The sequence below is a fragment of the Streptacidiphilus sp. EB103A genome, assembly GCF_041261405.1.
In the GTDB taxonomy this organism is placed as follows: domain Bacteria; phylum Actinomycetota; class Actinomycetes; order Streptomycetales; family Streptomycetaceae; genus Streptacidiphilus.
In genome coordinates, this window is the sequence record NZ_JBGCAQ010000015.1 from 131,890 (window position 1) to 154,901 (window position 23,012).

Sequence of the window (23,012 nt, forward strand, 5' to 3'; positions counted from 1 at the left end):
GGCGGTCTGCTCAGCCGATGACCAGCGCCGGACGGCGCGGGTCATCGGCCCGTACGACCAGGTCGGCCGCGTCCGTCGGCAGGGTCTCCGCCTCGTAGCGGGCGAAGGCGGGCAGGGTCCACCGCTCGTCCGGCGGCGTCCGCCGCTCCAGCGCGGCGGGGCTGAGCCGCAGATGGACCGTCAGGTCCAGCGGCAGCCAGCGGCCGAGCAGCAGCGGACCGTCCAGCAGCAGGACGCCGCCGGGCGGCAGCGGTACGGGCTGCGCGCGGACGGCCCGGTCCGCTCGCGCGTCCCACAGCGCGGGCAGGACCAGGCCGCTGCCGCCAGGCTCCAGCGGGTCGAAGACCTCACGGAACAGGGCGTTGGCGTCGAGCCAGCCGTCGAAGTAGGCGTCGGCGTCCTGATGGCCGTACTCGAGGCGGAGCGAGGCCGGGCGCAGGTAGTCGGCCGCGCTCACGCGCACGACCGGTCGCCCGAGCAGCCGCAGCAGATCGGCCACGGCTGCGGCGAGGCCACCGGGGTCGGCGGCGGGCGCGCCGTCCACCGCCACCCGCAGCCGCCCGCCCTCCGGGAGCGCCAGTGCGTGCACCCGCTCCGCGAGGGTGTCCGCGAGGGCTTCCGGTGTCAGCGGACGGACCTGCACGTTTGTCTCTTCCTCTCCTTCTGCGGACTACTCCTTCTGCGGACTACGCGGCTTCGGACGCGGTCGTGAGCAGTTGGATCTCGTCCTGGCCGAGCTCCAGGTCGATGGCCGAGATCAGGCCGGGGAGCTGCTCGACCGTACGGGCACTGGCGATCGGCGCGGCCACGGTCGGTTGCGCCAGCAGCCAGGCCAGGGCGACGGAGCCGAGCTCGACGCCGTGGGCGGCGGCGACCGTGTCCAGGGCCGCCAGCACCTTGGGGCCGGTCGGGCCCTCCAGGTACGCGGACGCGCCTGCGGCCCTGGGGCTGTCCACGGCGGCGCCGCCCGGACGGTACTTGCCGGTCAGGAAGCCCGAGGCGAGACCGGAGTAGGGGACGGCCGACAGCCCGAACGCCGTGGCGACCTCGGCGAGCTCGCCCTCGTAGCTGTCGCGGGAGACCAGGTTGTACTTCGGCTGCAGCGCGACGTAGGCGGCGAGACCCTCACGCTTGGAGAACCCCAGCGACTCGGTGAGCCGGCGCGGAGAGATGTTCGACGCGGCGATGTGACGCACCTTCCCGGCGCGGACGAGAGTGTCCAGCGCGGTGATGATCTCCTCCACCGGGGTGCTCTCGTCGTCGAAGTGCGTGTAGAGCAGGTCGATGCTGTCCGTGCCGAGGCGGCGCAGGGACTGCTCGGTGGCGGCGGCGATGGTGGCCGCCTTCAGCCCCCTGTACTCGGGGTGCGAGCCGACTTTGGTGGCGACGACGATCTCGCTCCGGTTGCCACGCGCGGCGAGCCACTTGCCGAGCACGGTCTCCGACTCGCCGCCGGAGTTCCCCGGCGCCCAGGCCGAGTACACATCGGCGGTGTCGACGAAGTTGCCGCCGGCAGCGGCGTAGGCGTCCAGAACGGCGAACGACTCGTCCGCGTCGGCGGTCCAGCCGAAGACGTTGCCGCCGAGGGAGAGGGGGGAGACGGAGAGGTCGGAGGCGCCGAGGGGGGTGCGCTTGGGGGAGGGGGAGGGGGAGGTAGGGGTCATGATCAGGGACAACGTGGGGGTGGGGTGGGGTATTTCCGGGGGAGTGGTTGGGGGAGGCGGGGCGGCGTCTGTTGGTGCGGCGGGGTTCGTCTCGCGGCCGAGCCTCCGTCCCGACGCCGTCTCTGACGTGCGCGTTTGCTCCCGCTAACTGTCCGTCGCCTCCGTGGGGCGCGATGGTCGATCCCGGGCTGGGGTGGCTCGCTCCGCTCGCTGGCCAACTACGAGGAGCGGCGCGGTTGGTGGGGCGTGCGTTGCCGGGTGCGCGCCGGTGGTGGGCCTGCAGAAACCTTTCGCCAGCCCGGATTGCCCGTGCTGGGGGGAGTTACACCCACGCTGGGGTGAATTACACCCATATATGGGTGCTACGCCCCCCAGCGTGGTTGTAACTCCCCCCAGGTAACCCGAATGGGGGACGCACTCGCCCCGCCCCGCGCCCCAGGCGAGCGCTCCGCGCCGGACCCGGGCCGCCCCCGGTCCTTGTCGCGCATGGGGTATCCCCTGCACGAAGTGCTTGGGGAGGGAGCCGCTTCCTTCCGGGCGCGAGCCCGGGAGACGGCGCCCAACACGCCCCACCACACGCTGCCGTTGCAAGCGTGGAGCGCCACCCCCGCCCACCGCGAAACGCTCCGCGCCGGAGCGCCCCCACCCCCAGCCCCTGTCGCGCGGCGGAGCCGCATCTTTCCGGGTGTGAGCCCGGGAGACGGCGCCCAACGCGCCTCACCACACGCTGCCGTTGCAACCGTGGAGCGTCGCCCCGCACCGGAGCCTCACCCGGGAACGCACGCCCCGCTCCACGCCGCTCCCTCCGCGTAGTTGGCGCCTTGCGGCGGAGCCGCGAGACGGCGGGTGCGGTCGTGGAGGGGACAGTGCCGTTGCAGGCAGGGGGCGTAAACCCGCCACGTCCCCAGCCCGCCGTCCTACCGCAGCGTCGTTCCCGCCTCTGCGTCCAGCAGCGTCAGTTCGGCGCGGGTCGGTTGGCCGGACCAGTCGTTGGGGACGGTGACTGCGAAGGCGCCGGTGAGGCAAGCGAGGTGGAGGCGGGTTTCGATGGGCCCGCCTTCGAGCAGGGCGGTGAGGTAGCCGGCGACGAAGGCGTCGCCCGCGCCGACCGGGTCGAGGGCTCGGACCGGGACGGCGGGGCAGTGGAGGGCGGGGCGGCCGTCCGCCGGGTGGACGGAGGCGCCGCGTGCTCCGCGTTTGATCACCAGTTCGGGGCCGCTGAGCCGGGACACTGCTGACGGTTCGTCGGTCGTGTCGGCGAGCAGCAGGAGTTCCTCCTCGCTGCCGAAGAGGTGGGAGAGGTGCGGCAGCAGTGGCGTCAGCCGTTCCCGCAGCTCGGCCGCCCCGCCCAGCGCGGCGCGGTGGTTGACGTCGAGTGAGATCGGGATGTCCGCCGCGACGGCGAGCTTCACCGCGTGGGTGACGGCCTCGGCGGCACTTCGGGAGAGCAGTGGGGTGATTCCGGTGAGGTGCAGGACGTCGGCGTCGGCGATCACGTCGGCGGCAGCGTCGACGTCGGCGGGGCAGAGCCGGGAGCCTGCTGAGCCCGTGCGGTAGTACTGGACGCGGGTGACGTCCGGGGTGCGCTGTTCCTTGATGAGCAGCCCGGTTGGCGCGTCCGGATCGACGAGCGCGGCGCGTACGTCGATCTGCTCGGCGCGCAGCCGTTCCAGTACCAGGGCGCCGAACTCGTCGGCGCCGACCCGGCCGATCCAGGCGGACGGGTGGCCCAGCCGGCGGACGCCGATGGCGACGTTGGACTCGGCGCCGCCGATGGAGAGGTCCAGGTGGGGGGCGTGCCGCAGCGGGCCGGGGCGGGGGGAGCAGAGCACGGCCATGCTCTCGCCCAGGGTGACGATGCCGGGCATCAGCGCTCCGCCGTCGAGGTCGCGATGACCGTCGAGGTCGCGGCGACATAGGCCCTGGTCCGTTCGGCGAGGGCGGACAGCGCGGCCGGGCTGCTGTCGTGTGCGGCCTCGCGGAGCAGCGGGGAGCCGACGCCGACGGCCAGGGCGCCTGCGGTGAAGTAGTCGGCGATGTCGTCCAGGGCTATGCCGCCGATGGCGATGAAGGGGACGTCGGGGAGGGGTGCCCGCAGGTCGCGGAGGTAGCGGGCGCCGCCGACGGCGTAGGCGGGGAAGAGCTTCACGGCGGCGGCGCCGAGCCGTACGGCGGCCATCGCCTCGCTGGGCGTGAGCGCTCCGCAGAGGACGGGGACGCCCTGGTCGGCGCCCTCGCCGAGGACCTCCTCGACGACGCCGGGGGTGACCAGGTAGCGGGCCCCCGCGTCGATGGCGGCCTTGGCCTGGTCCCGGGTCAGCACCGTCCCGGCGCCGAGCAGGGTGCCGGGCGGGAGCGTGCGGTCGACGGCGGCGCGGCGCAGCGCGGTGAGCCCGGCGTCGCTGGAGAGGGTCAGCTCGATCATCCGGACGCCGTTGGCTGCGAGGACGGAGGTGGCGGCGGTGAGCGCGTCGGCGTTGCCGCCGCGGAGGACGGCGATGAGCCGGTACTGGCGCAGCAGGTCGAGGACGGGGGCGGGGGAAGGGGAACCGGGGGAAGGGGAACCGAGGGCGATGGACGGCACGGCTGTCTCCAGATGTTGGCCGGCGAAGGCAGCACGAACGATAATCGATTGGATCGATGCCGGATACCCCCGGACCGATAGAGTCGGCTCCGACAGTCCACCGACCCGGCTCCCTGCCCGGTCCAGCCCGGTCCTGCCAGGTCCCAGCGAGGAGCACCCGCATGGCTGCTGAGCCCGCCCTCGGCGGACGGTTGTCCGACCAGGTGTACGACCTCGTCCGCGCCGCCATCGCCGCCGGTGAGCTGGAGCCGGGCGCCCGGCTGGTCGAGCTGGAGCTGGCGCGCCGGTACGGCGTGAGTCAGGCGCCGGTGCGGGACGCGCTGCGACGGCTGGCGGGCGACGGTCTGGTGCTGCAGTTCCCGCGCCGGGGCAGCTATGTCGCCGACATCTCCGAGGAGGACGCCCGCCAGGCCTACCGGGTGCGGGCGGTGCTGGAGCAGTTCGCGGCCACCGAGGTGTGCCGGCTGGCCCCGGCGGGGCTGGTCGAGGTGCTGCTCGCCGATGTGGCCGCGATGCGCGAGGCGGCCGGCCGTGACGACGTCGCCGGGGTGGTGGAGAGCGACGTGTCGTTCCACCGGCATGTCTGGGAGGCGGCGGGCAATGGCCTGCTCGCGCGGATGTGGACGGTGACCGAGGCCAGCCTGCGGAGCTTCACCGCGGTGTCCAACACGGTGTACTTCGGCCGGCTGGAGGAGATCGTGGAGCACCACACCCCGCTGGTCGCGGCGTTGCAGGGCGGCGTTCCCGAGGTGGCGGGGATTCTCTTCCGCGAGCATGTGCTGGACATCTGGGAGCGCATCGGCGCCCCGATCGGCCACTGATCGGCCACTGATCGGCCACTGATCGGCCACTGATCGGCCACTGATTATCGATCGGATTGCCTCGTCGAAGGGGCAGGGTGGGGTTTCCGTGCCTTCAAATCGTTCAGTAAACTGAATGCAGTTCATGAACATGAACAGACTCATGCCCTGCTGAGGAGCCCCATGGACCTCCATGCCGTACTCACCCCGCCGCTGTCCTTCCCGCTGACGCCGTTCACCGACGACGACCGACTCGCCCTGGATGTCCTTGCCGTCCACGTCGAGCAGCAGGTCGCGGCCGGTACCACCGCGCTGTTCATCGCCTGCGGGACCGGGGAGTTCACCGCGCTCAGCCGGGAGGAGTACCGGGAGGTCGTCGCCCTCGCCGTGAAGACCGTCGCCGGACGGATCCCGGTGTTCGCCGGCGTCGGCGGCGGTCCGGCCGTGGCCCGCGAGTACCTGGCCGAGGCCGCCGACTGCGGCGCCGACGGTGTGCTGCTGCTGCCGCCGTACCTGGTCAGCTCCACCCCGGAGGGCGTCCTCGGCCACATCCGCTACGTGGTCCGGGACAGCCCGCTGCCGGTGATCGTCTACCAGCGCGCCAACGCCCGGCTCAGCCCGGTGACGGCGCTCGCGCTGCTGGATCTGCCGCAGGTGGTCGGCCTCAAGGACGGTCTCGGTGACGTCGAGCAGATGCAGCGGATCGTCGCCACCGTCCGTACCAGCGGACATGAGCGGGCCGCCGACTTCTCCTTCCTCAACGGCCTGCCGACGGCCGAGCTCTCCGCGCGCGCGTACGCCGCGATCGGCGTCGGGAGCTACTCCTCGGCTGTCCACTCCTTCGCCCCCGACCTGGCCCACGGCTTCGCCCGGGCCCTGGCGTCCGGTGACGACGCGCTGGTCGACGCGCTGCTGGCGGCCTTCCTGCTGCCGCTGGCCGATCTGCGCGACAAGGTCCCCGGCTATGCCGTCTCCCTGGTCAAGGCCGCCGCTGTGCGCGAGGGTCTTGCCGTCGGACGGGTCCGTCCGCCGCTGGTCGAGGCGGAGGAGGAACATGTGGACGAGCTGGTCCGCCTCATCGCCGCAGGACGGGCCGTCCTGGCCGCGGCCGCCGCCGGGGCATCAACCGCCACGCCCAGCGCCGCCGCAGCCGCCGCGTCCGCCGCCGAGGAGGCCAAGTGAAGATCCGTCAGGTCACCGTCACCCCGGTCGCCTTCCACGACCCGGCCCTGCTCAACGCCGTCGGCGTGCACGAGCCCTACGCCCTGCGCAGCATCATCCAGCTGCACTGCGACGAGGGCGTCGTCGGTCTCGGAGAGTCCTACGGCGACGACGCCTTCCTCGTGCTGCTGGAGGCCGCCGCCGACGCGGTCCTCGGCCTGGACGTGTTCCACCTCGGCCTGATCGAGCAGGCCGTCCGCCGCGCCGTCGGCGGCGGGGCCTTCGCCGACAGCCACGGGCTGACCGGCGGGTCCTCCAGCTCCAAGACCGTGCTCTCGGTCTTCTCGGCGTTCGAGGTCGCCTGTCTCGACGCCCAGGGCAAGTCCGTCGGCCGTCCCGTCGCCGACCTGCTCGGCGGCGCGGTGCGGGACCAGGTGCCCTTCTCCGCCTACCTCTTCTACAAGTGGGCGGCCCACCCGGGTGGCGAGGAGGACGAGTGGGGTGCGGCACTCGACCCGGAGGGCATCGTCCGCCAGGCCCGCCGCATGATCGACCGCTATGGCTTCGGCGCCGTCAAGCTCAAGGGCGGGGTGTTCCCCCCTGAGGAGGAAATCGAAGCGATTCGCGCGCTGCGCGCCGCCTTCCCGGACCTCCCACTCCGGCTCGACCCCAACGCCGCCTGGACCGTCCCCACCTCGCTCAAGGTCGCCGCCGAACTGGACGGCGTGCTGGAGTACCTGGAGGACCCGACCGCCGGCATCGAGGGCATGGCCGAGGTCGCCCGGCAGGCGCCCATGCCGCTGGCCACCAACATGTGCGTGGTCGCCCCCGAGCACCTCGCCCCCGGGCTGAAGCAGCAGGCCATCGGGGTGCTGCTGTCCGACCACCACTACTGGGGCGGGCTGCGCCACTCCCAGCAGGTCTCGGCGCTCTGCGCCACCTTCGGTGTGGGCCTGTCCATGCACTCCAACAGCCATCTGGGCATCAGCCTCGCCGCCATGGTCCAGCTCGCGGCGGCGACCCAGCACCTCAGCTACGCCTGCGACACCCACTGGCCGTGGAAGCGCGAGGACGAGGACGTGATCGTGCCGGGCGCGCTGACCTTCAGCGGGGGCTCGGTGGAGCTGCCGTCCGCTCCCGGTATCGGCGTCGAGCTGGACGAGGACGCGCTGGCCCGGCTGCACCGGCTGTACCTCGACTGCGGGCAGCGACGCCGCGACGACACCGCGTACATGCAGCGGTTGCACCCGGGTTACCAGCCGCACACGCCGGGTTGGTGAGGCAGGAGTTTCACTTGATCGGTACAGGACTGCGACAGACACGCGCGACCACTGCTCACCCTGATTGGCTAGAGTCACCTGCCATGGCCGACTACCAGAACCCCCCTGTCGAGGACCCGTCCGCGAGCACGCAGATGTTCCGGGCCTTCGTCGACGAGCCCCAGCCCAAGCCCGCCACCGCTGTCAGCGAGAGCAGCCGGACGGGTGTCATCACGGTCGGCGTGATCGTCGTGCTGGCGATCATCGCCGCTGTGGTCTACCTCGCCGTCAAGTAACCACCGCACTGCCGAACCACCGCACTGCCGCAACACCCCCTCCGCACCGCCCGCAGCACTCGCTGGCCCCGCCGACCGGCGCGCCCACCCCGCAGGGGCACGCCGGTCGGCGGTGTGCTTGCCGCCCTGCGGGCGCTCCGCCAGTTCACCGCGGGGTCACCAGCCGGACGGGGGGCGTCTCCCCGGCCTGCCTAGACTGGCCGTGCGGCACTCGAACGAGACACCGCTGGGACCGAGGCGCTGGAAGCCACTGGAAGCCACTGGACCGAGGCACCGCTGGACCAAGGCCGTGGCCATGCTGCCGCGCAGGGGAGAGACACCGACGTGACCGCAGACCACCGCGAGACCCGGGCCCGAAGCCTCGGTCTCAAGGCCGCAGCCAACGCCCGCGACCTCGGCGGCTACCGCACCGCCGACGGCCGCACCGTCCGCAGCGGGGTCGCCCTGCGCGGTGACGCGCTGAACCGGCTCACCGACGCCGACCTTGACGTCCTCAGCGGGCTCGGGCTGCGCCAGGTGGTGGACCTGCGCGGGCTCAACGAGGTCGAGGAGAACGGCAGCGACCGGCTGCCCGAGGGCGTCCCGGTCGGTGCGGACGGGCCGGTGCGCCTGGTGCATCTGCCGGTCTACTCGCCCGAGCACGACATCTACATCTCGCTGCGCGACGTCCTCGCAGGTCAGGACGGTCAGGCCCAGCACGCGCTGCTCGGCGACGGCGGCGCCGAGCGGATCATGGCGGAGATATACGGCTGGTTCGTCACCGACCCCGCGATCCGCGGGCTGTTCGCGAGCGCGGTGCGGCTGCTGGCCGACCCGGACGGGGTCCCGCTGCTGTTCCACTGCACGGCCGGCAAGGACCGGACCGGCTGGGCCGCGGCGATCGTGCTGACCGCGCTGGGTGTGGACCGCGACACCGTCTACGAGGACTACCTGCTGACCAACGCCCGCTCGGCCGCGCTGATCGAGCGGATCATGGAGGTCTTCAACACCAATGGCGTCATGGAGGACCCGAGCCTGATGCTGCCGGTCATCCGCGCCGATGCCGCCTACCTGGACGCGGCCTTCGCGGCCGTGGAGGCCGGCTGGCCGAGCTTCGACGCCTTCCTCAGCGACGGTCTGGGCCTGGACGCCGCCACGCTCGCCGCACTGCGGAAGAACCTGCTGGAGGACTGACGGCGCTGACAGGACGGCGCTGACAGGACGCCGCCGACAGGACGCCGCCGGCTTGGCTGTGCCGGACGGTGGGCCCCGAGCCCGCCGTCCGGCTTTCGGTCACCCCTCGGAGATCAGACCCTCGCGGAGCTGCGCCAGGGTCCGCGTCAGCAGCCGGGAGACGTGCATCTGCGAGATTCCGATCTCCTCGCCGATCTGCGATTGCGTCATGTTCCCGAAGAAGCGCAGCATGATGATCCGGCGCTCGCGGGCGGGGAGCCGGGCCAGCAGCGGCTTGAGCGACTCGCGGTACTCCACGCCCTCCATGGCCGTGTCCTCGTAGCCGAGGCGCTCCGCGAGCGGGCCGTCGCCGTCCTCGTCGGTCGGGGTGGTGTCCAGCGAGCTCGCGGTGTAGGCGTTGCCCACGGCGAGGCCCTCGACCACGTCCTCCTCGCTGACGCCGAGGCAGGCGGCGAGCTCGGCGACGGTGGGCGAGCGGTCCAGCTTCTGCGCGAGCTCGTCGCCGGCCCTGGTGAGCGAGAGCCGCAGCTCCTGGAGCCGGCGGGGGACCCGCACCGACCAGCTGGTGTCGCGGAAGAAACGTTTGATCTCACCGATGATCGTCGGCATCGCGAAGGTCGGGAACTCGACTCCGCGCTCGTTGTCGAACCGGTCGATGGCCTTGATCAGGCCGATCGTGCCGACCTGGATGATGTCCTCCATCGGCTCGTTGCGGCTGCGGAAGCGGGCCGCGGCGTAGCGGACGAGCGGGAGGTTCAGCTCGATCAGGGTGTCCCGGACGTACGGGTGGTCGGGGTGCTCGGGGGTCAGCGTGGCGAAGCGCTGGAACAGGCTGCGGGAGAGGGAGCGGGTGTCGAGCCCGGCTCCCGGCTCGGTCTCGACCTCCGCCACGGCGATCTCGGCGATCTCGGCGACCGCGGTGATCTCCGCGATCCCGACGATCGTGGCTTCGGTGTTCTCGACGTCCGTGTGATCGACCTCTGCCGCCCGGGGGGCGGGGAGGACTGCTGCGTGGGAGTGAACCTCAGGGCTGCCCAGTTCTACGGACACGCTACCCCCTCATGGTGACAAAACCGCCGCTGCCCGAGTCGACAAGGCGACGACTCGATGTACCTCCACTGGGATACCGGCTCAGCATCCATCGCAAACCCCAACACGACCAGACGTCACGCGATGGTAACGCGCTGCAATGCTGGCTTTCGCACGGAAAGTGACGGATTGTCACCAAGTCATCGCCAGGTTTGAACCGGCCTGCGGCGGGCTGCGGAATCAGCTCTCCCACGCGTTGCTGCTGCGTAGCCGCGCGAAGATCCGTGCCAGCAACCGGGATACGTGCATCTGCGACATCCCGAGCTCGGTACTGATCTGCGACTGCGTCAGATTGCCGAAAAAACGCAACATCACAATCTGTCGCTCACGGTCCGGTAGTTGCACCAGCAGATGCCGGACCATGTCCCTGTGCTCCACATGGGTGAGGGCTGAGTCCTCGTACCCCAGCCGGTCGAGCAGGGCCAGGCCGCCGTCGTGCTCCTGGGTGGCCTCCAGCGAGGTGGCGTTGTAGGCGCGGCCGGCGTCCAGGCAGGCCCGGACGTCCTCCTCGGGGATGCGCAGGCTGGCGGCGATCTCCGGGACCTTGGGCATCCGCCCGTGGGCCACCGTCAGATCCTCCATGGCGGCGCTGACCTGGACCCACAGCTCCTGGAGCCGCCGCGGGACGTGCATGGTGCGGACGTTGTCGCGGAAGTAGCGCTTGATCTCGCCGAGGATGGTCGGCAGCGCGTACGTCGGGAACTGCACGCCCCTGGTCGGGTCGAACCGGTCGATGGCGTTGATCAGTCCGATGGTGCCGACCTGGACCACGTCCTCCATGGGCTCGCTGCGGCCCCGGAAGCGGGCGGCGGCATAGCGCACCAGGGGGAGGTTGACCTCGATCAGCGCGGCCCTGACACGGTCGTGCTCGGCGGTCCCGGGGGTGAGCTCGGCCATCCGTTCGAAGAGCACGCGCGTGAGGGTGCGGACATCCACACGGCTGGAGTCGACCGGCGCGGGAGCCGCTGGCGCGTCACCCTCGTCCTTTGCGCTCCCCTGTGTCTGCACCGACACGCCACCCCTCGCGAGCTCCATGGAGGCGCAACGCGTGCCCCAGTCCACCATCCGGCAAACCGGTCATAGCATCACAAGAGGGATGCTATTCGGGCAAGCACCACATATGGGTGTGTTGATCCCGGTCGGTGCGCAGGAGTGAATCGACGCCGCCGTCCGGTCCTGTGCCGGAGTGGCGGCGCCGCGGTGGCCGGTCGGGGTGTTGGCCGGGCTGATGGCCGGGGTGTCGGCCGGGGTGTCGGTTGCCTCCTGGGCGAAGCCTCAGACCTCGATGTCGGCGATCACCCAGGTCGCGAACTCGCGCCAGAGGGCGACCCCGGCCTGGTGCGCGGGGTGGGCCAGATACGTCTGCAGCGCCTCGACGTCGTCCACCAGGCTGTTGATCGCGTAGTCGTAGGCGATGTCCCGGACCGTCAGGTTCCAGCCGCACTGCCACTCGCGCAGCTCGTCGATCTGCTTGCCGAGCCCCGCGAACGCCTCGGCGCCGGCGCGCACCCGCGGTTCGTCCTTGGCGACACCGTCGTTGAGCTTGAAAAGGACCAGGTGGCGAATCATGCGGGGCTCCTCGGGAGTGGTGTTCGACCGCCCGAGGCTACTTCAACCGCAGCAGGGCCTCACTTCACCAGATTGGTCATGAAGGTCCCCACCGACTTGGCCGCACTGGATATACCGGTGAACCCGACCTGGACCAGGTCGGCGGCCCGCACCGGTGACGTGATGATCGTGTAGAGCACAAAGATGACCAGGCAATACATCGCGATCTTCTTCGCCTGCCCCATGACCCCGCCCGCCTCCCAGCGCCCCACTCCTATGGCCGAAGCTTAGTGCTCCCGGATCCGCCCGTGGTCGGCAATCCTTGGCCGGACCTCACCAGCCCCTTCCGCACCGCCCCTCCTGTGCCCCCGCTGAGACTGCTCGTTCTCAGGGCATCGTGAACCCGAAGGGACCAAGGTCCCCTCGGAAGGGGCCGCTTGCCGGGTGCGCGGCCCCGCTCCGTGCAGCAGAGTAGAAGGTGTACCGGGCGGGTCTGGCAGGAACCTCCCGGTACACGGACCGGAGTCCCCGCTGTGGGACCGGCCGCTGCGGCATCCCCCCGACGCGACGGCCGGTTGTGGGACTCCGCAGGGGGAGCGGCCTGTCCCCCCACGGCCGCTCCCCCTCCCCCTCCTCCTCCCGGACGTGCAGGACATGCAGGACGAGCAGGACGCTCAGATCGCGAGCGTGCAGATCACCGAGGGGACGGCGGTCGGCGGGGCGGCCTGTTCCAGACTTCCGTCGTCCAGGATGCGCAGCGCGGCGACGGTGCCGCTGTACTGGTTGGCGACGAGCAGGTGACCGGCGGTGAGGGCCAGGCCGCGGGGCCAGCTGCCGCCGCTGGGGGTCTCCGCGATCGGCTCCAGGGTGTCGCCGACGACCCGGAAGGCGGCCACGGTGTCGACGCCGCGGTTGGTCATCCAGACGAAGCGTCCGCAGGGCGAGGCGATGATGCCGCCCGGCTGGTTGTGGACGTCCTTGACGGCGGTGGCGGGGACGCTGGAGACCTCCGTGAGGGTCCCGGCCTCGGCGTCGTAGCGCAGGCCGGTGATGCTCGACGAGAGCTCGTCCGCGATCCAGGCCAGGTCGCCGCCGGGGGCGAAGGCGAGATGACGCGGTCCCGACCCGGCCCGGAGCCGGTTGACGACGACCTGCTCCAGGGTTCCGGACGTGGTGTCGAGGCGGTAGCTGAAGACCGTGTCGGCCCCCAGGTCCACGGCGAGCACATAGCGGCCGGACGGGTCGGTGACGATCTGGTGGGCGTGGCTCCCCTCCTGCCGACCGGCGACCGGTCCGCTGCCCTGGTGGACCACGACGTCGGTGAGCTCCACCGGGATGCCGTCCGCGTCGAGCCGGTGCACGGCGACGGTGCCGGGAGCGGTGTCGTTGCCGTAGTTGGCGGTCAGCAGCCAGCCGCCGTCCGGATGGACGCTCAGATGGCAGGGGTTGGTGCCGCCGCTGGGGAGCGGGGTCCCGACCGGCAGCAGCGCGCCGTCGGCCTGCCGGGAAAAGGCACTGACGGTCCCGGCCACGGCCTCGTTGGTGCTGTAGACGACCTTCCCGGACGGGTGGGCGACCAGGAAGGAGGGCCCGCTGACGGCTACCTCCGGCAGCGCGGCGTCCACCGTGAGCCTGCCGCTCTCCGGGTCGAACCGCAGCGCGGCGAGACCGACGCCGTCACCCCCGGTGTCCGGGGTGTACGAGCCGGTGTGAACGAGGACGCCGGACTGCGAGCCGGTGCCGGAGCCGGTGGGGGCGGGATGCGCTGTCATGGGGATCAGTGTCCTCGGGCGGGTGTCAGGGACATATGGCGGGTGCCGGCGCTCCGGGCCGGGGTGGCCTTCAGCGGACCGCGCCGTCGCGGTGGTCCAGCAGCGCGAGTCGGCGCTGCGAGGCAGACCCTCCCAGCCGCCCCCAGCCGCCCCCGAGTCTCCCCTCCCAGTCGCCGGAGGCCCACCGGCCAGCCCCGCACCAGTGGTCTCCTTCGGCCCGGGAGTAGTGCCCCAGAACTCCTGTGACCAGGCGTAACGCGTTTTGGTCAGCACCCGGAACCGGCCCATTCCCTTCTCTTCCACCTTCACGGGTTCGGTGCGACTGTCGCGCACATGGCATCCACCTCGCCCCCCTCGTCCACGCCCTCCTCCGCCTCTTCTGTCCCCTTCTCGCCCGCGTCGTCGCGGCGTCGGCGTCGGCGCGGGGCCGCCGCCGCGACCGCGCTGGCCCTCGCCGCGGCCATGCTGACCGGAGGTCAGCTCAGCGGCGCCACCCGGAGTGCCGCCGCCTCCGCCGCGCTCTGGTTCGACACCACCACCGCGGACCAGGTGGTCGTCGCCACCGGCGCCTCCGGCGCCCCAGTGCTCCGGGACGGCTACGGACGCGAGGTGGTGCTGCGCGGATTCAACGTCTCCGGTGAGTCCAAGCTCGCCGAGAACGGCTACCTCCCCTTCGCCTCCCGCGCCGACGCCGACATCGCGGCGGCCGCGATGCGCAAGCTCACCGGTGCGGACCTGATCCGACTGGTGGTGTCCTGGGCCGGCGCCGAACCCACCCCGGCCGGGGTCGACACCGGCTACCTCGGCGCCCTCGCCAACCAGATCCAGGCCTTCACCTCACGCGGCATCAGGGTGCTCATCGACTACCACCAGGACCTCTACTCCCGCGCGCTGTTCAACCAGGGCAGCTGGTACACCGGCGACGGCGCGCCGGCCTGGGTGGTCACGGCCGGTGGATACCCGCAGGAGTCCTGCGGGATCTGCGTCAGTTGGGGCCAGAACTACCTCAGCAACGCCGCGGTCACCGAAGCGCTCCACGACTTCTGGCACAACCGGACGCTGACCACCTCGGCCGGCGCCGTGGGCGTGCAGACGGCCTTCCTGAACCAGGCCCAGCAGTCGATGGACTACCTGCGCCTCCACCTCTCCGCGAGCGACTTCGCGAAGATCGTCGGCGTGGACCCGTTCAACGAGCCCTCGGCCGGCAGCTACGACTCCGGACAGACCAGCCTGACCTGGGAGCGGGACCTGCTGTGGCCCTTCTACCAGGCCTTCCGGGCCCGGATGGACGTTGCCGGCTGGCAGTCCAAGACGGCCTGGGTCGAGCCGCTGGCCTTCTGGAACGTCAACGTCAACGTCGGCGGCACCTCCCAGCCCGGCGGGTTCCCGCTGGTGGCCTCGCTCGGCAGCCGCTATGTCTTCAACACCCACTACTACGACGCCAAGGCGCTCAGCGGCATCCTGATGCTCGGCAAGGCCACCGACGGGCAGTACAGCTCCACCTTCGCGGGATTCCGGCAGCGGGCCGCGGCCCTCTCCAGCCCGCTCGCCGTCACCGAGTTCGGGTACCCGGTCACCGGCTACACCTCCGACAAGGGGCCGAGCGTGGAGAAGGCGACCTACCAGGCGCTGGACTCCACCGTCACCGGTGCCGCCTGGTGGAGCGCCGCAGCCGCCGGGGCGTCCACCGGCACTGTGGTCTCCGGCACCCAGTGGCAGTGGGACCTCTACAGCGGTCAGCACCACGAGCTGATGAACGACAACCCCAGCAAGGTGCAGACCACCGGCGACGCCTGGAACGGGGAGGACTTCTCCGCGGTGCTGCAGGGGACCTCCGGCGTGGCCCTGCGGGTGGACCAGCGCGTGGTCGACCGGGTCTACCCGCGCGCCGTCGCTGGCGACGCGCTCGCCTTCACCTACGAGGACCTCTCCCGGGACGGCAGCACCGCGATGCGCTGGAACACCGTCCCGAGCACGCTGCCGAACGTCGCCGCGCTGCTCGCCGGCGGCGGCCCGTACGCGGTGCTGACCTGGCGCTCCGGCGGCACCGGCGCCCCCACCGAACTCCACCTGCCCCAGGCCTTCGACCATGCCACCACCACGGTGGTCTCCGACCTCGGAACCCTCCGCGGCCTCCCCGCCTACACCGCCACCGGCCAGGTCGCCGACCACCCCGTCGCATTCGCCCCCGACGAGGCCGGCGACGGCTCCAGCCGCCTGCTGCTCTCCAGCAACTCCGCGGCCGGCACCCTCCACTACGCCCTGATCGCCGCGTCGGCCCCCGACTCGGCGACCCAACGCACCGCCGCCGCCCAGGAACTGGCCACCTGGTCCGGCACCGGCTGAGCCCCGCCGGACCCGGACACCGCCCGGCTCAGGGGGCAATGGGCCGGTGGATGAACCCGGTCAGCGGCGCGAGAACCTTCCAGCAGTTTTCAGGAACGACGGCCACGCATCAGCGTGTTCAGCTCCTGGTAGTCGAGGGCCTGACTCAGCGGCCGAAGTAGCCCTCCAGATCGCCGACCAGGTCGACATGTCCGACCTGGTTGTAGAAGTCCACGTTGCCGCCAGAGCCGATCGGGATGATGGCTGCGTTGGGCCGGACCGTGCCACGGGCCGGATTGAGAGTGGACGTCTGTGGTGCCTTGGACCAGGGCGCCGGCCAGGCGGTGACGGTGGTATCGGCAGTCGGCAGCACCGCGGTCAGATTGGTGACCACCGCCAGGGCGTTCGCGGGCACCCTGGAGGAGCCGGCGACGTGGACGGCGGCGTAGCCGGCCGGGCCGATCGCCCCCTTGCGGACGCCCCAGCCCGACCGGGTGTCGAACATCCGAACCGGAGTCAGCGGCACGAACGCCGATGCCGTTGCGGCGGTGGTGTAGTAGCCCTCCAGATCGGCGACCAGATCGACATGCCCGAGGCCGTTGGTGAACTTCACCGTGCCGTCCGGGGCGACCGGGACGGTGACCAGGTTCGGCGTGGTCTGGCCCTTGCCAAAGTTCAGGTCGGACGCCGAGGGCCGGGTGGTGTTGCCCGGGTAGACGACCGCGTAGCTGGCACTGTCGGCATTCGCCGCAGTGACATTGAGGACGACGGCGGTGATACCGGGGTACTTCGTCGTGTTCAGGTGCAGGATGTCGGTGCCGCCGGGCCCGATCTTCGCTTTGGGAACTCCGCCGGTCCCGTTCCTGGTGTCCATCACCCGTACCGGCGTCAGCGGTTGGTAGTAGCTTTGCACGGCCGCGGCCTGCGTGTCGGTGAAGTAGCCCTGGACGTCTGCGATCACGTCAGTGGATCCGGACGCGTTGTAGAGGTCCACGTAGCCGTCACCGCCGACGGAGACGGTCACCTGGTTGGGGACGGTCTGGCCACGGGTGAAGTTCAGGTTGGACGTGCTCGGGACGGGAGCCCCGTCCGGGTAGGCCGCCAGCCAGCCGGTTGAACTGGGCCCAGTGACCGTCACATTGAGGGTGACGGCAGTGATTCCGTTGGACGGGAGACCCCCGGCGCCAGTGATCTTCAGCCGCAGCGATTGCCCGGCGCCCAGCCTTCCCGTGGCGGTTCCGGTGCCGTTGCGGGTGTCCAGCAGTCGGGTCGGCTTGACCGCGACGAATGCATCGCCGACCGTGACCGTCTGCTTGACGGTCGTACTGCGGCCGTAGAGGTCGGTGACGGTCGCGACGGCGTTGTAGCTGCCGGGCTCGGCGTAGTGGTGGACGGCGGTCGCCACGGTGCTGTGCGTCGCCACGGTCGCGGCCAGGGCGGGGGTGCCGTCACCAGGGTCGACGGTTCCGGAGGCCAGGTAGGTGTTGCCCTGGACCTTCAGTGATTCTGTCTGCGGCGCCGAGGCAGCACTGGGTGTGGCCGGGAAGGTGGCCGAGAGCGGGACCGGGGTGGCGAGGACGGTGTAGTCCCTGTCCATGAGCCCTTGGCTGTCCGTCGTCGGAATCTGTTCGCCGTCCGGCATGACTGCGTAGGCCTCGGGGAACACCGCCTGGCCGGCCTCCGACAGCGGATAGGTGTAGGTCGCCTCTGGCTGCGTGCTGGTGGTGACCGGTGACGGGCCGTCGAAGTAGAAGGCGTAGGAGGCGACGTTGGTCTTCCACGGGTTGGACGTCGTGTGCACTCGGACGGTGTAGGCCAGCGGATTGGCCGGGTCGTCGGCGGTTCCGGGGCTGTTGAAGTCGAAGGTGTAGGGGTTCTGGGCTTCGACGGCACCGCGGTCGACGGGGGCGCCGCCTGCGCCGGTATCCGCGATCAGCGGGTCCTGGACGGCTCTGACGTCTCCGTACACGTCCCGCGCGGGTTCACCCGGCGCGCTGGCATTGCCGGAGTCGATCGCCGGAGACGGATCGGCCGGCTCCCAGGCCCGGTCGTCCACCGTGCGGAGATCCGTATTGCCGTAGAGATCGTGGGCGCCTTGTTGTGACGCGGCCTGGAAGGCGGCCACGGTGGCATAGGTGGTTCCGGCCCAGTTGTACAGAACTGTTCGCGAGACCGGGCCGTACAGGTTGTAGTCGACGGTCGATCCGGCGGTGGACGCAGCGGAAACCGACAGCAGCCCGCTGGTACCGCTGTTGTGGACGCTCGACACAACGTTGTTCTCGACAGTGGCGCCATGTGAGTCGCCGGAGAGCGCGATGCCCGAATCCGCCGCCTGTACAACCGTGTTCGCCACAACGATGGAATCAGGGTCGTCCGTCAGGGATATTCCCGTAGCGGCGGGCCCGTAGATCGCCACTACATCGCCGGTGACGACGATGCCCGACGAACCGCTTCCCACCTTCACGCCGCCGTCGGCGGTTTGTGCATCGATGTACAGACCGGACAGCATCACATTCTGGCTCGCGCCCTGCACGAGGAAGGCACCGAAGGCGCTGAAGCTGTGCAGCACCGAGATGTCCGACGAGTTCTTGATGGTTACGGCCCCGCCGTCATAACGGAAGCCCTCCAAGGTGACGTCGTGAACACTCTGGAGCACGAAGCCGTTGCTGTTGCTGCCCGGCTGGGTGACCAACTCGAAGGTCGAGGCCTCCTCCTGGCCGGCGTCGCCCTTGAAGACGATGGGGTGTCCGGGTGTTCCCGAGTGCGTGACGGTCACCGTTCCGCTGTAGATGCCGTAGCCGATCTGCACGGTCTGGCCCGCCTGGACGGCCAGCGCGGCCGGCTGGATGGTGCAGTACGGGACGGCCTTGGTCCCCGCCGCTTGGTCGGTGTCCGAGCAGGCGCTGTTCTTGGTGTCCACATACAAGGTCGTGCCATCGGCAGCGGCCGGTGTCACGTTGGCGAGCACAGCCGCAGACGGTAGGACGAGCCCGAGGCTCAGCATGGCCGCGCCAAGCCTGACGGTGTGACCGGATATGCGCGAAAAGCGCACATTCCCCCCTAGAACCCGTTGTGATGATCCACGCGATTGTGCCGTACGCGAGCGCCTCCTCACAACGAACTCAGGCGCCGACCACAGCGTTCGGCAAGCCGGATGCTCATCAACCAACTCGATCGACAGTTGGCCGTCGCCGGGACCGGTGCTGCGGATGGGCCGAACCAGCCGGGGGAAGGAACTGCCGGTGTTCACCGGACGGACGGGACAGAACGCTGCCAACTGGGTTTATGGCCGATACCGCGCTCTTGAAGGGTCACGGTCGGCGGCGGACCGTAGCTCAGGAGAGGGGACACGAATGAGTGATGAACCGATCGCATCCAAATGGGCACAGGCGACATTCGGGCAGGAAGCCGCTCAGCTTGTTCAGGTCATCCCGAGAGCGCTGCATTCGGCACACGAACGGGCGAAGACGGCGCACCTGGGCGTTCAGACGGTGACCTTGGAAGCGTACGGCCACGGCCTCCATGCCGCGCAGTACGAGAGTCTCGCCGGAGCGCTGGCCGAGGTAGCCGGAACGAGCACGATCAGGCTCAACGGGCGGGACATCGTGCTACTCAAGGATCAAGCCTTCTACCCATTGCGGATGCCGAAGCGCGGTGGGCATCTCAAGCGGGTGTCTGCGCTTCGCCGTCGGCTCTTCGACAGGCACGGTCCCGACCCGGCTCAGGAAGCGCTCGATCTTGTCTGGGAGGAGGGTGGCCCCGACTTGGAGGAGATTCGCGAGGGTGCCTCCGATCTGCCGGACAACATTCAGCTGATCGTGCTCGCCTACGTCTGCACGGTGGAGACGGGCCTTGTCGAATTGCGCTGGGGCCATGCAGAGCTGCTTGATGACGGTTCGCTCCGTTGGCACGATTCCGAAGTGATGCAGCTGTCGATGTGAGGGCAGCTGTCAACGAGCCTGGACCAGCGCGTGTGTGCCGGCCGTGCGCCACTCTTGCTGGGTCTCGTCCAAAGCGGCCAGCTTCTGCGGCGTGAGGCCGATGATGACATCGGACTTCAAGGTGCGCAGCGTTGCGACGGGGCCCGGGAAGTACGCCGACAGTTGGGCATACGGGGTTGTCGCGGCCCAGAGCTGATCGCCTACCAGGCGTCGGTAATTGAGGTTGCCCTTGAAGATCGTCAGGGAAGTGGCTGCAAACTGCTGGCACAGGTCGTCGGGCATGGCAGTGAACGGCAGCGGGGCGCAGAAGAACGGGTGGGTGCTCACGCACAGGCGACCCTTCCCGAGACAGTTCCAGAGGCGTCGGCCGATCTGCTGCGCTTGCCCTGATGCCTGAAGCAGCCGGTGGAGGCAGTCGAGGACGTCGGAGAGCATCGCGTCGGAGACGTAGTAGGGGTATGGCTTGACGTGCAGGACGACGTCGGCTGCGTAGCTGTTGGTGAGCAGGTGGTCGATGAGGACGAGGTCGGGGATGAGTTCGCGGCCGGCGTTGTCGGCCACGACGGCGACCGTGCCCGGCGTGCCGGTGGTGAGCCGCTCCCAGAGCAGGGCGCTGTCGTCGGCGACCAGGCCAGTGTCGACATCGCCCAGCGCGGTTTGCTCGGCTGCGATGCGGAACCCCAGGTCGGCCCGATTGCCCCACAGCGAGGACTGCAGGAGCATCTCCGCCTGCTGCTGCTCGGGCAGGTCCGGCAGCACGTCAAGAGCGGCCAACTCTTCCTTCACCGCGGCGCCGCGCAGCTCCGCCCGTTTGAAGGGCGCGAAGGGATCGATCCTCTGCCAGGGTCCGGGGTCGAAGTATCCGACAGCGTCGAGCAGTCGACGGTAGAAATAGCTCTCCGACCACAGGAACGGCACATCGAACCAGGACCGGCCGAAGTAGGAGCTTCCCCACTCCTCCCAGGCTGCGTAATCGAACGCGGAGGTATCGAGGGGAGTCAGAACACGGTTGGCGCCCTCCTCGCGCAGGTCATCCAGAGCACGACGCTGCTGCGGACTGTAGGGGAGGGCATCGCTGACCTGCTGGATCAGCGCCGGATGGCGTTTCGCCAAAACGCCGTGGGCGAACGAGCCCGGCTTGCTGCTCGTGATCACAGGGGCGGCCTGCTCAGTCATCGCTGATCCCTCGATGCGGTTCGGAGTGGTGCTCAGAGCCACTGTCCCGGCCGCGCTGCCCACCAGGACCTGGCCTGTGCTGCGACATCGTAGGCTGCGCCGTGCACGGAGGTGTCAATGCGGGCTTCGGCGACCTGGCGCTGCTTCATGGCTGAAGCGCTGCGGGTGCTTGATGAGATTGAAACGGCCGAAGCCCCGACCGGTTTCTTAGGTTCTAGTGGTCGTCGCAGCACCCCAGCTCAGGGGATGCGATGGACTTCGAGATCCGCAAGAACCGGAAGCCGCAGGGGCCCAGGAAGCTCCGTACCGAGCGGGAGGAATACTTCTGGCTCGTGCGACAGGGCTACAGCAACAAAGAGGCGTCCCGGCTCGTGGGCGTCCACGAGCGGACTGGACGCGAGTGGCGCAACGGCCGGACGGACCCGGGCAGGTTCCGGGCGCCCGCTCAACCCGAGCGGGCGCCCGCCGCCATGCCCGCCAAGTCCCGGTACCTGCGCGAGGACGAGCGGATCCACATCGCCGACAGGCTCCGGGAGAAGGCGACCATCCGCGCGATCGCGGCCGAGCTCGGCCGGAGCCCGTCCACGGTCAGCCGGGAGATCCAGCGCAACTGCCATCCAGAAAGCGGCCGTTACCGGCCCCACGCCGCACAAGCCCGGGCCGATGCCCGCCGGCCCCGCCCTAAGACGGGGAAGATCGCCGAGAACGCCGAGCTACGGGACTTCATCCAGCACCACCTGGACCTGAAGTGGAGTCCTGAGCAGATCTGCCAGGCTCTGCGTGCACAGTTCCCCGATCGGCCGGAGTTGCACGTGGTCCACGAGACGGTCTACCAGGCCCTCTACGTCCAAGGCCGGGGAGAACTGCGCCGCGAGCTGGCCGCCGCTCTGCGTACCGGGCGAGCCCGGCGCAAGCCGCACCGCCAGGCCGCCAGCCGGCAGCCCCGGTTCACCACTCCGATGGTCATGATCAGCGAGCGCCCCGCCGAGGCTGAGGACCGGGCGGTCCCCGGCCACTGGGAGGGCGACCTGATCATCGGCAAGGACGGAGCCTCGGCCATCGGCACCCTGGTCGAGCGCGCCACCCGCTACGTGATGCTCCTGCACCTGCCCCACGGCCGCACCGCCGAGCACGTGCGCGACGCCCTCGTGGAGACAGTCCAGGCCCTGCCCGCACACCTGGTGCGCTCCCTGACCTGGGACCAGGGCAGCGAGATGGCTGCGCACGGCTCGTTCACCACCGCCACCGACATCCCGGTCTACTTCTGCGACCCCGCCAGCCCCTGGCAGCGCGGCTCGAACGAGAACACGAACGGCCTGCTCCGCCAGTATTTCCCCAAGGGAACAGACCTGACTGCCCACAGCACGGAACAGCTGGCCACCGTCGCCGCCGAACTCAACGGCCGACCACGCAAAACGCTCGGCTGGGAAACCCCAGCCGAGCGCCTGCATAAACTACTCGCGGCCTGATCAAACCGACCACGTGTTGCAACGACTCCTGGAAACCGCCTTTCCTGGTCGGGGCTTCAGCCGTCGTGCTCAGAGCGGTAGCGGTGGGATTCGAACCCACGGTGAAGTTGCCCCCACACACGCTTTCGAGGCGTGCTCCTTTGGCCGCTCGGACACGCTACCGTGGGACAGCCTACCGGACGTGGGGCAGTGCTCCTAAACCCTTCTTTTCAGTGGTTGGAGCCGCCTGCTGGTGGTGCCGGGGTGCGGTGGGGGTCGAAGAAGGCGGTCAGGGCGGCGGCGCAGTCCGGGGCGAGGACGCCGGGGACGACCTCGGGGCGGTGGTTGAGGCGGCGGTCGCGGATCACGTCCCAGAGTGAGCCGGCCGCGCCGGCCTTGTCGTCCCAGGCGCCGTAGACGACGCGGTCGAGACGGGAGAGGACGATCGCGCCCGCGCACATGGTGCAGGGCTCCAGGGTGACGACCAGGGTGCAGCCGGTCAGCCGCCATTCTCCGACGGCCTTCGCCGCCTCGCGGACGGCGAGGATCTCGGCGTGGGCGGTGGGGTCGCCGAGGGCCTCGCGTTCGTTGTGGCCGCGCCCTATGACGGCGCCGGCGCCGTCCAGCACGATCGCGCCGACCGGGACGTCGCCGCTGGGCAGAGCGAGCTCCGCCTCGGCCAGGGCGAGCCGCATGGCGGGCGCCCAGGGGTCGCGGAGCGGGTCCGGGCGAGGGCTGGTCTGGCGGCCGGTGCGGGGGAAGGCGTGCTGCATGGC

General features: G+C 70.3%; 20 protein-coding genes and 1 tRNA gene. 8 read left to right on the top strand and 13 right to left on the bottom strand.

Annotated elements, in window-relative coordinates; genetic code table 11:
- Window positions 1–10 precede the first annotated feature (10 nt).
- The 4 genes from ABH941_RS24805 to ABH941_RS24820 form a co-directional block, all read right to left on the bottom strand.
- Window positions 11–643 carry a uridine kinase gene (locus ABH941_RS24805; RefSeq protein WP_370131679.1) on the bottom strand — a complete coding sequence of 211 codons (633 nt, stop codon included), beginning with the start codon at window positions 641–643 and terminating at the stop codon, window positions 11–13.
- Window positions 644–686: 43 nt separating this feature from the next.
- On the bottom strand, window positions 687–1,664 hold the full coding sequence (locus ABH941_RS24810; RefSeq protein ID WP_370131680.1) for an aldo/keto reductase: 978 nt from the start codon (window positions 1,662–1,664) through the stop codon (window positions 687–689).
- Window positions 1,665–2,581: 917 nt separating this feature from the next.
- Complete coding sequence (locus tag ABH941_RS24815) at window positions 2,582–3,532, bottom strand: sugar kinase (protein WP_370131681.1); 951 nt, start codon at window positions 3,530–3,532, stop codon at window positions 2,582–2,584.
- On the bottom strand, window positions 3,532–4,248 hold the full coding sequence (locus tag ABH941_RS24820; protein ID WP_370131682.1) for a bifunctional 4-hydroxy-2-oxoglutarate aldolase/2-dehydro-3-deoxy-phosphogluconate aldolase: 717 nt from the start codon (window positions 4,246–4,248) through the stop codon (window positions 3,532–3,534). Before ABH941_RS24820 ends, ABH941_RS24815 begins: the two co-directional genes overlap by 1 nt.
- A 161-nt stretch (window positions 4,249–4,409) precedes the next feature.
- On the opposite strand from ABH941_RS24820, the gene ABH941_RS24825 reads away from it, so the two are divergent.
- The 5 genes from ABH941_RS24825 to ABH941_RS24845 all read left to right on the top strand — a co-directional run bounded on the left by ABH941_RS24825 (window position 4,410) and on the right by ABH941_RS24845 (window position 8,937).
- The gene (locus ABH941_RS24825) at window positions 4,410–5,069 is read left to right on the top strand and encodes a GntR family transcriptional regulator (RefSeq protein WP_370131683.1); all 660 of its coding nucleotides are present in this window, start codon (window positions 4,410–4,412) and stop codon (window positions 5,067–5,069) included.
- Window positions 5,070–5,231: 162 nt separating this feature from the next.
- A complete protein-coding gene (locus tag ABH941_RS24830; RefSeq protein ID WP_370131684.1) occupies window positions 5,232–6,230 on the top strand; it encodes a 5-dehydro-4-deoxyglucarate dehydratase in 999 nt (332 codons plus the stop codon).
- A complete protein-coding gene (locus ABH941_RS24835; protein WP_370131685.1) occupies window positions 6,227–7,489 on the top strand; it encodes a glucarate dehydratase family protein in 1,263 nt (420 codons plus the stop codon). Before ABH941_RS24830 ends, ABH941_RS24835 begins: the two co-directional genes overlap by 4 nt.
- 83 nt (window positions 7,490–7,572) lie before the next feature.
- Window positions 7,573–7,764 (top strand): hypothetical protein, encoded by a 192-nt coding sequence (locus ABH941_RS24840; RefSeq protein WP_370131686.1) that lies wholly within the window; start codon window positions 7,573–7,575, stop codon window positions 7,762–7,764.
- 324 nt (window positions 7,765–8,088) lie between these two features.
- On the top strand, window positions 8,089–8,937 hold the full coding sequence (locus ABH941_RS24845) for a tyrosine-protein phosphatase (RefSeq protein WP_370131687.1): 849 nt from the start codon (window positions 8,089–8,091) through the stop codon (window positions 8,935–8,937).
- A gap of 99 nt (window positions 8,938–9,036) precedes the next feature.
- Here ABH941_RS24845 and ABH941_RS24850 read toward each other — a convergent pair whose 3' ends face one another.
- The 5 genes from ABH941_RS24850 to ABH941_RS24870 form a co-directional block, all read right to left on the bottom strand.
- Window positions 9,037–9,843: an RNA polymerase sigma factor SigF gene (locus tag ABH941_RS24850; protein WP_370131805.1), complete on the bottom strand. Its 807-nt coding sequence runs from the start codon at window positions 9,841–9,843 to the stop codon at window positions 9,037–9,039.
- Between the two features lie 363 nt (window positions 9,844–10,206).
- On the bottom strand, window positions 10,207–11,061 hold the full coding sequence (locus tag ABH941_RS24855; protein ID WP_370131688.1) for an RNA polymerase sigma factor SigF: 855 nt from the start codon (window positions 11,059–11,061) through the stop codon (window positions 10,207–10,209).
- 240 nt (window positions 11,062–11,301) lie between these two features.
- Window positions 11,302–11,595 carry a Dabb family protein gene (locus ABH941_RS24860; protein WP_370131689.1) on the bottom strand — a complete coding sequence of 98 codons (294 nt, stop codon included), beginning with the start codon at window positions 11,593–11,595 and terminating at the stop codon, window positions 11,302–11,304.
- A 59-nt stretch (window positions 11,596–11,654) separates the two neighbouring features.
- Complete coding sequence (locus tag ABH941_RS24865; protein WP_166682449.1) at window positions 11,655–11,819, bottom strand: hypothetical protein; 165 nt, start codon at window positions 11,817–11,819, stop codon at window positions 11,655–11,657.
- 429 nt (window positions 11,820–12,248) lie between these two features.
- Window positions 12,249–13,346: a lactonase family protein gene (locus ABH941_RS24870; protein WP_370131690.1), complete on the bottom strand. Its 1,098-nt coding sequence runs from the start codon at window positions 13,344–13,346 to the stop codon at window positions 12,249–12,251.
- Window positions 13,347–13,679: 333 nt separating this feature from the next.
- Here ABH941_RS24870 and ABH941_RS24875 point away from each other — a divergent pair, with 333 nt between their 5' ends.
- Complete coding sequence (locus ABH941_RS24875; RefSeq protein WP_370131691.1) at window positions 13,680–15,692, top strand: cellulase family glycosylhydrolase; 2,013 nt, start codon at window positions 13,680–13,682, stop codon at window positions 15,690–15,692.
- Between the two features lie 145 nt (window positions 15,693–15,837).
- On the opposite strand, the gene ABH941_RS24880 is transcribed toward ABH941_RS24875, so the two are convergent.
- Window positions 15,838–18,639: a hypothetical protein gene (locus ABH941_RS24880; RefSeq protein WP_370131692.1), complete on the bottom strand. Its 2,802-nt coding sequence runs from the start codon at window positions 18,637–18,639 to the stop codon at window positions 15,838–15,840.
- 385 nt (window positions 18,640–19,024) lie between these two features.
- Here ABH941_RS24880 and ABH941_RS24885 point away from each other — a divergent pair, with 385 nt between their 5' ends.
- Complete coding sequence (locus tag ABH941_RS24885) at window positions 19,025–19,612, top strand: hypothetical protein (RefSeq protein WP_370131693.1); 588 nt, start codon at window positions 19,025–19,027, stop codon at window positions 19,610–19,612.
- A 9-nt stretch (window positions 19,613–19,621) separates the two neighbouring features.
- Here ABH941_RS24885 and ABH941_RS24890 read toward each other — a convergent pair whose 3' ends face one another.
- Window positions 19,622–20,788, bottom strand: coding sequence for a damage-control phosphatase ARMT1 family protein (locus ABH941_RS24890; protein ID WP_370131694.1), 1,167 nt, complete (start codon window positions 20,786–20,788; stop codon window positions 19,622–19,624).
- Window positions 20,789–21,258: 470 nt separating this feature from the next.
- Here ABH941_RS24890 and ABH941_RS24895 point away from each other — a divergent pair, with 470 nt between their 5' ends.
- Window positions 21,259–22,257, top strand: coding sequence for an IS30 family transposase (locus ABH941_RS24895; protein WP_370131806.1), 999 nt, complete (start codon window positions 21,259–21,261; stop codon window positions 22,255–22,257).
- A 75-nt stretch (window positions 22,258–22,332) separates the two neighbouring features.
- Here ABH941_RS24895 and ABH941_RS24900 read toward each other — a convergent pair.
- Both ABH941_RS24900 and tadA read right to left on the bottom strand, forming a co-directional pair.
- Window positions 22,333–22,419, bottom strand: a tRNA-Ser gene (locus tag ABH941_RS24900).
- A 47-nt stretch (window positions 22,420–22,466) separates the two neighbouring features.
- On the bottom strand, window positions 22,467–23,009 hold the full coding sequence (gene tadA / locus ABH941_RS24905; RefSeq protein WP_370131695.1) for a tRNA adenosine(34) deaminase TadA: 543 nt from the start codon (window positions 23,007–23,009) through the stop codon (window positions 22,467–22,469).
- Between the last annotated feature and the right edge of the window lie 3 nt (window positions 23,010–23,012).